The organism is Streptomyces hirsutus, from assembly GCF_001418415.1.
Taxonomy (GTDB): domain Bacteria; phylum Actinomycetota; class Actinomycetes; order Streptomycetales; family Streptomycetaceae; genus Streptomyces; species Streptomyces hirsutus.
On the sequence record NZ_LIQT01000177.1, the window covers coordinates 22,388 to 29,982 of the forward strand.

8 protein-coding genes and 2 pseudogenes are annotated in these 7,595 nt (G+C 68.0%); 8 read left to right on the forward strand and 2 right to left on the reverse strand.

The window, feature by feature from the left end; genetic code table 11:
- The first annotated feature begins 1 nt into the window (after position 1).
- From AOK11_RS14325 to AOK11_RS14360, 8 genes are all read left to right on the forward strand, one after another.
- A complete protein-coding gene (locus tag AOK11_RS14325; protein WP_055594093.1) occupies positions 2-481 on the forward strand; it encodes a riboflavin kinase in 480 nt (159 codons plus the stop codon).
- Positions 482-816: 335 nt separating this feature from the next.
- Positions 817-1,323: a flavin reductase family protein gene (locus tag AOK11_RS14330; RefSeq protein WP_055594094.1), complete on the forward strand. Its 507-nt coding sequence runs from the start codon at positions 817-819 to the stop codon at positions 1,321-1,323.
- 307 nt (positions 1,324-1,630) lie between these two features.
- The gene (locus tag AOK11_RS14335) at positions 1,631-2,158 is read left to right on the forward strand and encodes a cupin domain-containing protein (protein ID WP_055594095.1); all 528 of its coding nucleotides are present in this window, start codon (positions 1,631-1,633) and stop codon (positions 2,156-2,158) included.
- Positions 2,155-3,114 (forward strand): isocitrate lyase/PEP mutase family protein, encoded by a 960-nt coding sequence (locus AOK11_RS14340; protein WP_055594096.1) that lies wholly within the window; start codon positions 2,155-2,157, stop codon positions 3,112-3,114. The genes AOK11_RS14335 and AOK11_RS14340 overlap by 4 nt, the downstream gene beginning before the upstream one ends.
- A gap of 138 nt (positions 3,115-3,252) precedes the next feature.
- Entirely contained in the window at positions 3,253-4,023 is a 771-nt protein-coding gene (locus AOK11_RS14345; protein ID WP_240497340.1) for an SDR family NAD(P)-dependent oxidoreductase, read from the forward strand.
- Positions 4,024-4,094: 71 nt separating this feature from the next.
- Entirely contained in the window at positions 4,095-5,027 is a 933-nt protein-coding gene (locus AOK11_RS43965) for an SDR family NAD(P)-dependent oxidoreductase (protein WP_055594098.1), read from the forward strand.
- Positions 5,028-5,032: 5 nt separating this feature from the next.
- Positions 5,033-5,575: a flavin reductase family protein gene (locus AOK11_RS14355; RefSeq protein ID WP_206188838.1), complete on the forward strand. Its 543-nt coding sequence runs from the start codon at positions 5,033-5,035 to the stop codon at positions 5,573-5,575.
- Between the two features lie 100 nt (positions 5,576-5,675).
- Entirely contained in the window at positions 5,676-6,446 is a 771-nt protein-coding gene (locus AOK11_RS14360; RefSeq protein WP_055594100.1) for an SDR family NAD(P)-dependent oxidoreductase, read from the forward strand.
- Positions 6,447-6,483: 37 nt separating this feature from the next.
- On the opposite strand, the pseudogene AOK11_RS46995 reads toward AOK11_RS14360, so the two are convergent.
- Positions 6,484-6,648 (reverse strand): annotated as a pseudogene (locus AOK11_RS46995) (IS110 family transposase); the annotation flags it as partial.
- A 34-nt stretch (positions 6,649-6,682) separates the two neighbouring features.
- A pseudogene (locus tag AOK11_RS14365) lies at positions 6,683-7,579 on the reverse strand (IS3 family transposase); the annotation flags it as partial.
- Positions 7,580-7,595 lie beyond the last annotated feature (16 nt).

A 7,595-nucleotide genomic window follows, 5' to 3' on the forward strand; every position in this document is an offset into this window, starting at 1 on the left:
ATTGCGGCAGATAACCCGGCAGGGCTCGGCCATGCGCCTGACAGCGAGCCGGCCGTTCGCGATCGAAAGCTTTCAGGCACAGGACCAGGTTGTCACCGGCGTCGTCCAACACGGCGATGCCCGGGGACGAATGCTGGGTTTTCCCACCGCCAACCTCACCATGGCGACCAGCGCTCGCCTCGACGGTGTCTGGTCCGCCGTAGTGGTCACAGAGGATGACGGCCGACACTGGCCTGCTGCGGTCTCCATCGGACGGAGAACCACCTTCTACGGCCGCCGCGGCCAACGACTCCTCGAAGCCCACCTTCTCGACGTGGAGATCGAGCTGTACGACCGGGAAATATCGGTCCATCTCGTGAACCGACTCCGCTCGCAGCGCAGGTTTCGTGACGTCGAGGGCCTTGTGGAGCAGTTGGCGAGAGACATTGAGGATGTCCGCAACTGGGCGACGTCAATCTCGCTCGAAGCGGGGGCGCGATGACCCGGCGTCGGCCGCCTCGGTGGGCGATTCTACGCGTTGTGGCCGCTGTGGAGGCGCAGCGTCGTGCCGGGCGCGCACAAATCGACGTCGACCTGCTCGCACGGCGAGTCGGACTCAGCCGGAGCATGACGTCCGCTTGCCTCTTCGCGGCAGCTTCGGAGCGCTCCACGCCGATGTCCCCGCAACGTGCGTAGGTAGCCGGAACGGCAATTCCTTCGCCTCTGGCCCGACCAGAGCCTTGCAGTGTTCCCATCTCGGTCACAGCGACGTGATCGGGCGATCGACGGGGCGGACCGTGGGGTCCGTGCATGTGCCCCGTGAAAGGAGGAGAACTTATGACCCAGCCCAAGGTGTGTGCATTCGGCGACGACCCGATGGTCGTGCGAAACACGTTCGCGCAGTTCCCGTCCGGTGTGGCGGTGCTCGCGGTCGACATCGGCGGCGAGAAGCACGCGCTCGTCGCGTCGTCTTTCATGGTGGGCGTGTCGCTCGAACCGTGTCTCGTCGCGGTCGCGGTGCAGAAGTCGTCCGAGACATGGGGGCTGATCAAGGATGCCGGCTCGCTCGGCGTATCGATATTTGGCAGGGGCCAGGGCGATCTGCTCCGCAAGCTCGCAAGCAAGGACCGCGCTGCTCGCTTCGAGCAGGTCGCGATCGAGGTCGGCGACGAGGGCGCCGTCTTCATCGAAGACGCAGCGCTGTGGCTCGAGTGCTCGATCCACGAGATTTCCGATGCAGGCGACCACTGGATGGCTCTGCTCGAGGTGAAACAGCTTGGCGTCGGCGAGAGCGAGCCGCTCGTTTGGCACGGCGCGAAGTTCCGGGAGCTCGTCGACGCGTAGTTGATCCGCGTCAAGTAGTCGACGAGGTCGTTCTTTCTGTGAACGTCGTTACCGCCATACGAGACAGGGGCGCGGCCTCGCGACCCGCCACGACACTCTCGCCATCGTCTACCGTGCCGTGCCGACCAAGCGCATGCAGCATCTGCACCGGGATGGTCGATTACGACGAGGGCTTGGACCGCATGGACCAGCAGATCTTCCCCCTGATGCAGGAGATCGGCCTGCGCGCCTGACACCCCACCCCGGCCGGGCGCCGAGGCGCCCGGCCGGTCCCCCTTACCCGTCCTTCGCAAAGGAGCGCAGAGACATGAGCACGTTCCCCGACCCCAAGGAGTTCCGCCTGGTCGTCGCCGGCCAGAACGAGGCGGGCGAGGCAGACTTCCTCGACCCGGGCCCTGCCGCCGAGTTCGACTTCCCCGGTGTGTCCGCCGGCGCCTTCTACTGGGCCGTCGAGGGCGGCCACAGCAAGACCTCCTTCGGGGCGCCGCCCACCAAAGTCTCCCTGGCCGGGCCGAACGGGTCCACGTTCGGCGTCAGCAGCTTCCCGGCGCACTCGTCGGGTGAGGTCGACGCCTCAACCCTCGACGAGAGCATGTCCGCGACCGAGGACGACGGCGACGCCGGGATGCATTCCAGCGACACCATCGACTACGAGGTCATCATCTCCGGCAAGGTCGACCTCGTGCTCCCGGGCGGCAAGAAGCGCACCCTCGTGCCTGGCGACCTGCTCGTCATGGCCGGCGTGCCCCACGCCTGGAAGAACCCCTACGACGAGGACTGCGTCTACATCGTCGTCACCGTCGGCTTCAACACCACCGAGGGGGCCGCAGCATGAGCCTGACCTCTCCCGGCAAGGCGCTGCGCGCGGTTTTCGAGAGCGACAAGACCGAGCTGCTGCCGCTCGGCTCGGTCCCGATCCACGCCCAGATGGCGCAGCACGCGGGCTTCGGCGCGTTCCAGCTCTCCGGCGGGGTGTCGGCCTGGTGGCAGGGCATCTCCGACGTCGGCTGGCTCACCATGACCGAGGTCGTCGACCTCGCGCGCCGCACGGCGCGCGCTGCCGACATCCCGATCTACTGCGACGGTGACACCGGCTACGGTGCGCCCCTCAACGTGCAGCGCACGGTGCTCGAGTTCATCGACGCCGGTGTCGCGGGCATCCACATCGAGGACCAGCGCGAGCCGAAGAAGTCGGGCGGTGTCGCCGGCGTCGAGCTCGTCTCCGACGCCGAGGCCATCGGTCGGCTGAACGCCGCGTGCGACGCGCGGGACAAACTCGACGAGGACTTCGTCATCGTCGCGCGCACCGACGGGTACGGGGCGGCCGGCGGCGGCCTCGAGGAGGCGATCCGCCGCGCGCAGCTCTACAAGGCCGAGACCGGCGCCGACGTCATCTTCTACGAGGGCTTCCACACGTGGGAGCAGGCCGAGATCGCCCTCAAGGAGACGCCTGGCCCCGCGTACGTCGTCGGTGTCCCAATGATCGGGACCAGGACGGTCGCCGAGATGACGGCGATGGGGCAGGCGGTGCAGTCGCTGCCCGTCTTCCTGCCCGGGGTCCGCGAGGTCTACCACTTCATGGTCGACGCCATCGAGAGCGGCGAGGCAACGGGCTTCCCCGAGTACCTCCAGAAGGTGAACAGCGACGCCGGGACAAAGTACGACATCGGCTGGGGCGCCATGTTCGGCCGCCCCTCCTCCGAGGAGGTACGTCGCATCGAGGAGAAGTACCTCCCTGAGGACGCGCAGCCCGACTACGAGAGCAGCGCCCACGCAGGAGAGACGTACTGACGCCCCACCCCGTGGGCTGCCGGGGCCGCACCGGATCCGGCAGCCCACGGATCGCTCGGCCGGGACCCCTGTCCCCGGCCGGGCGGACCCTGGCGCCCCCGCGTCGTCGCATCCAATCTGACAAAGGGAGTCTGATTCGTGGCGAGTTCGATGAGTGGCAAGGCCGGTCTGGTGACCGGCGCAGGGTCTGGGATCGGGCAGGCGGCCGCGGTCGCCCTGGCCCGGGCCCGAGCCTCCGTGATGGTCTCGGACATCGACGAGACGGCCGGTACCGAGACGGTCGCGAAGATCGAGGAGGAGGGCGGCACCGCGGCGTTCCTGCGCTGCGACGTCAGCGACGAGGCGCAGGTCGAGGCGCTCGTCGACGCGACGGTGTCCGCCTTCGGGAAGCTGGACTTCGCGTTCAACAACGCGGGCACCAACGGTGTCTTCGCGCCGATCGGCGACATGGACAGCGCGGTCTGGGACCGCGTGATGAAGGTCAGCCTCTACAGCGTCTTCTACTGCCTGAAGCACGAGGTGCGCGCGATGGAGGAGAACGGGGGCGGGTCGATCGTCAACACCGCCTCCGGCGCCGGGCTGATCGGCATCGCCTACAACGCGCCCTACACCGCAGCCAAGTTCGGCGTGGTCGGCATGACCCGGAACGTCGCCATGGACTACGCGTCCAAGGGCATCCGGGTCAACGCACTCGCCCCCGGCTCCACGGCCACCCCGATGATGATGAACGCCTTCGAGCAGAACCCCGGCGAGGAATTCAGGAACAGCATCCTGGCCGGCATCCCGATGGGAATGCTGGCCGAGCCGGAGGACCAGGCCGACGCCGTCGTGTGGCTCTGCTCCGACCAGGCGCGGATGGTCACCGGCGTGACTCTGCCGGTCGACGGCGGCTACCTCGCGGGCAAGTAGACGGCCCGCCCCCGGGGCCGCAGGAGCGGCCCCGCACAGACACAGCAGAACTTCTCAGGAGGAGCACGGACATGACTGCACAGAACCTCGACTTCGGCGGCCGCGTCGCGATCGTCACCGGCGCAGGCCAGGGCATGGGGCGCGCGCACGCCAAGATGCTCGCCTCGCGCGGCGCGCGCGTCGTCGTGAACGACCTCAACGCGGACAACGCCGCCTCGGCCGTTGCCGAGATCATCGCTGACGGCGGTACCGCCGTGGTCGACATCAACAACGTCGTCACCGGCGCGGAGGCCATCGTGCAGACCGCGATCGATGCGTACGGCCAGCTCGACGTCGTCGTGAACAACGCCGGCATCAACGCGTTCGGCACGTTCTGGGAGATGGACCGCGACACGTGGTGGCGCGTCTTCGACGTCACGGTCAAGGGCGTCGTCGAGGTGTCACGCGCCGCGATGCCGCACCTCATCGCCTCGGGCACGGGTCGCTTGATCAACATCTCCTCGAACGGCCTCATGGGTGTGCCGCTCGACTCGGCCTACTCCGCCGCCAAGGCAGCGGTGTGGGGCCTGAGCATCGGTCTCGCGACCGAGGCGCGCGAGGTCGGCGTGCAGGTCACGACGCTCATGCCTGTGGCCTGGACGCCGATGACGCAGGACGCGTTCCCGAACCCCGTCGTGCAGGAGGCCATGAAGGAGAACGTCCCGCCGGAGGCAGTGTCGGCCTTCGTGACCTACCTCGCCCACCAGGACACCACGACGTACGCCGACACGTTCGAGATAGCGGGTGTCGCGGCGGGCCGTGTGGCCATCGCGGGCATGGAGCGCGTCGATGCTGCGGCGGCCACGCCCGAGGCATGGGTCGAACAGGCCGAGGCCCTGTCCAAGGACGGCGAGATGCGCGTGTTCCACAACGCGAGCGAGTCGTTCCGCGACCAGATGGTGCACCTCGCTCCCGAGCTGGACTCGGTACTGCCCGAGGACGCCGCGAACGTGGAGAGGGTGTGAGTCCGGTGACCGTCGTTGAGCAAGAGGTCGGGTCGGTGAGCAAGGTGCGCGAGATCGTCGGGGATCCTCGAGCCGTGCGCGACGCGTTCGCACAGTTCCCCTCGGGCGTGGCCATGCTCGCGGCCGACGTCGACGGCGAGAAGCACGCGCTCGTGGCGTCCTCGTTCATGGTCGGCGTCTCCCTGAAGCCGTGCCTCGGCGCGGTCGCGGTGCAGAAGTCGTCCGCGACCTGGGACCGGATCAAGGGGGCGGGCACTCTCGGCGTCTCCGTCTTCGGCAAGGGGCAGGGCGACCTGACCCGCAAGCTGGCCGGCAAGGACCGTGCGACACGCTTCGACGAGGTCCCGATCGAGGTCGGGGCCGGAGGTGCCGTCTTCCTCGAGGACGCGGCGCTGTGGCTCGAGTGCTCGATCCACGATGTCACCGAGGCCGGTGATCACTGGATGGCGCTGCTCGAGGTCAACAAACTCGGGGTCGGCGAGAACGAGCCCCTGGTGTGGCACGGCGCGCGGTTCCGCGAGCTCGTCGCGCACGAGCAGGCGTCATGACGCCCACGCCCTGACGGTACGGAGCGGGACCGGCAGCACGTCCCGTCAGCACGCCCCGACGACCGCGCGACGGCGCACGGCAGACAGAAGGAGGAGAGCCATGGGCATCCTGGACGGCAAGGTCGCCATCATCACCGGCGGCGCGAAGGGAATGGGCGAGGCTCACGTCAGGAAGTTCGTCGAGGAGGGCGCGAAGGTTGTCGTCGCCGACCTGGACGTCGCGAACGGCAACAAGCTCGCGGACGAGTTGGGCGGGGACGTCCTCTTCGTCGAGCTCGACGTCACCGACACGAGTAGCTGGGAGGCGGCGGTCCAGCAGACGAAGGCGGCGTTCGGCACCGTCGACGTCCTGGTCAACAACGCCGGGATCGCCGGCCCGATCGTCGGCCTCCTGGAGGTCGGCGAGGACCTCTACCGCAGCATCATGGACGTCAACCTGGCCGGGACCTTCTTCGGCATGCAGGCGGTGCTGCCCACCATGGTCGAGAACGGCAAGGGCTCCATCGTCAACATCTCGTCCCTGGCCGGCATGCGCTACGACACGACGGTGAACCCGGCGTACTCCGCATCCAAGTTCGCCATCCGAGGCTTCACCAAGCAGGCGGCCTTCGAGTTCGGCAAGCACGACATCCGGGTCAACGCCGTCATGCCGGGCGCCATCATGACGCCCCTGACCCGGGCGTCGCTGTCCCACGAGGCGATCGCGTCCGTGTCGAAGCACATCCCGGCGAAGCGGTTCGCGGACTCGAGCGAGGTCTCCGAGGCCGTCGTCTTCCTCGCTTCCGACAAGGCCAGCTACATCAACGGCGTCGACCTCGTGGTCGACGGCGGCAAGGGGGCGATCAACCAGGACATCCTCGGGGCCGAGTAGGGCGGCCCCGAGGGCCGCTCGGATGCTCCTATGGCTGTCAAGCCGCTGGAGCCAGGTCGGTTTGAGTGATTCGTTTGGTTGGTGTGCCGGCCAGGGCGCGGTAGACCTCGCGGGCGACGAATCGCTTGAGGCAGCGCATGATGTCCTTCTTGTTCAGTCCTTCCTTGGTGCGGCGTTCGACGTAGGAGCGGGTGCGTTCGTCGAGGGCCTTGACCCTTGATCGTGGACACCGGTTGTCATGCGGCAGTGGCCAGCGTAGTTGATCGTTGCTCGAAGGCGATTGGGCTGATCTGACCGAGGCGGGAATGCCTTCTTCGGGTGTTGTAGCGGGTCGCCCAGCGGAAGACCGCGAGCCGGGCCTCGCGCGCCCCGGTCCACCGCTTCTTCCCCTGCAGCGTCTCCCGTTTCAGGGATGCGTTCAGCGATTCCGCGGCGGCGTTGTCCGCGCTGGTGCCCACCGCGCCGCGCGATCTGATCACACCGAGGTCCTCGCAGACCTGGGCGAGCTCCTTGGAGGCGTACTGCGCCCCGTTGTCGCTGTGGAAGATCGCCCCGTGCAGGCCGCCGGCGCCCCGGACCGCGGCCGCGGCCTTGAGTGCGTCGGTGACCAGCGAGGTGCGCATGTGATCGGCGATCGACCAGCCCGCCAGTCGCTTCGAGCACAGGTCCAACACCGTTGCGAGGTAAAGGAATTGGCCGTCTCCGATGGGCAGGTAAGTTATGTCGCCCACGTACCGGGTATTCGGTGCGATCGCGGTGAAGTCGCGCCGCAGCAGGTCCGGCACCGGCGTCGCCGCCGGCTCGGGGATGGTGGTGCGGACCTTCTTGCGCAGGTGCAGCCCGACGATGTTGAACTTCCGCATGACGCGTGCCACCCGCTTGTGGTTGACCCGCTCGCCCTCGTCGCGGAGCTCGGCTGTCACGCGTGGAGCCCCGTAGGTGCCGTCGGACTCGGTGTGGATCTCGGTGATGCGCTCGGCGAGCTCGGCGTCGGCCCGGGCCCGCCCGGCCCGTACGCCCGCGCCGGCCAGCCACCGGTAGAACCCGGACCGGGAGACGGTCAGGATCCGGCACAGCCGCTTGACGCCGAAGGCGCCACGATGATCGTCAACGAACTGGAAACGGCTCAGGAGCCGTAATTAAACTACT

What these genes read in the sequence shown, in the direction of transcription:
- AOK11_RS14340 (WP_055594096.1), top strand. Translation starts at nt 2,155, where the DNA reads ATGAGCCTGACCTCTCCCGGCAAGGCGCTGCGCGCGGTTTTCGAGAGC.
- AOK11_RS43965 (WP_055594098.1), top strand. Translation starts at nt 4,095, where the DNA reads ATGACTGCACAGAACCTCGACTTCGGCGGCCGCGTCGCGATCGTCACC.
- AOK11_RS14360 (WP_055594100.1), top strand. Translation starts at nt 5,676, where the DNA reads ATGGGCATCCTGGACGGCAAGGTCGCCATCATCACCGGCGGCGCGAAG.
- AOK11_RS14330 (WP_055594094.1), top strand. Translation starts at nt 817, where the DNA reads ATGACCCAGCCCAAGGTGTGTGCATTCGGCGACGACCCGATGGTCGTG.
- AOK11_RS14335 (WP_055594095.1), top strand. Translation starts at nt 1,631, where the DNA reads ATGAGCACGTTCCCCGACCCCAAGGAGTTCCGCCTGGTCGTCGCCGGC.